Raw genomic sequence first — 1,224 nt, forward strand, 5'->3', positions numbered from 1 at the left:
TTAGGTGAGTGCGGGTACCTCCTCGGTTGTGCTGGTTGGGGAGGCTGTGGTGGTGGTGCGGGCCTTGGCCAGGACCTCGAGGCTGAGGTAGCGGCGGCCTTCGATCCATTCGTCGTGTTGTTCGGCCAGGCCGGCTCCAGGCGGATCACCGAGTTGCGGTCCGGGAAGATCCCGACAACGTCTGTGCGTCTGCGTATTTCACGGTTGAGTCGTTCGTTGGGATTGTTGGACCAGATCTGGCGCCACAGTTCTTTGGGGAAGGCGGTGAACGCCAGAACATCGGCGCGGGCACCGTCGAGATGGGCGTGCACCGCCGGGAGTGTGTCGGCGAGGGTGTCGAGCATTTTGTCGTACTGGGCATTGACCGAGGGCGGGTCGGGCTGGTCGTAGACCGAATGCAGCATCGCCTTGACGCCGGGCCACGCCGATTTCGGGCACACGCTCATCAGGTTGGCCGCGTAGTGGGTACGGCACCGCTGCCAGCTCGCACCGCCGAGGGTGGCCGCAGCGGCCTCCACGAGCCCGGCGTGGGCATCGGAGGTGACCAGCCTGACCCCGGACAGTACCCGGGCGGTCAGATCGCGGAAAGAACGCGAGCCAGCCGGCGTGGGTTTCGCCGGTGGCGACCTGCACGCCGAGGACCTCGCGGTGCCCGTCGGCATTGACGCCGGTGGCGACCATCACCGAGGCGTTGATCACCCGGCCACCTTCCCGCACTTTCATCGTCAAAGCGTCCGCGGCGACGAACGTGTACGGCCCGGAATCCAAAGGGCGGGTGCGGAATTCGTTGACCTTCTCGTCCAGATCGGCGGCCATCACCGACACCTGCGACTTTGACAGACCGGTGATCCCCAACGACTGGACCAGCTTGTCCATCCGGCGGGTGGACACACCGAGCAGGTAGCAGGTGGCCACCACCGAGGTCAACGCGGCCTCAGCGCGGCGGCGCCGTTCGAGCAGCCAATCCGGGAAATAGGTACCCGACCGCAGTTTCGGGATCGCGACGTCGATCGTGCCCGCCCGGGTATCGAGATCGCGGTGGCGATAGCCGTTACGGGAGTTGACCCGGTCGGTGCTGCGCGTGTTGTAGCCGGCCCCGCAGACCGCGTCGGCGTCGGCGGAGAGCAGCGCGTTGATGAACGTGGTCAGCATCTGGCGCATCAGGTCCGGTGAGGCTTGGGTGAGGTGTTCGTGAAGAAACTGGGCAGGGTCGATACCCTGAGG

1 pseudogene is annotated in these 1,224 nt (G+C 66.0%); it reads right to left on the reverse strand.

The annotated features are described in order from the left end of the window. A pseudogene (locus tag QSJ19_RS26495) lies at positions 1–1,224 on the reverse strand (IS256 family transposase); the annotation flags it as partial.

Source organism: Gordonia sp. ABSL11-1 (assembly GCF_030315685.1).
Taxonomy (GTDB): domain Bacteria; phylum Actinomycetota; class Actinomycetes; order Mycobacteriales; family Mycobacteriaceae; genus Gordonia.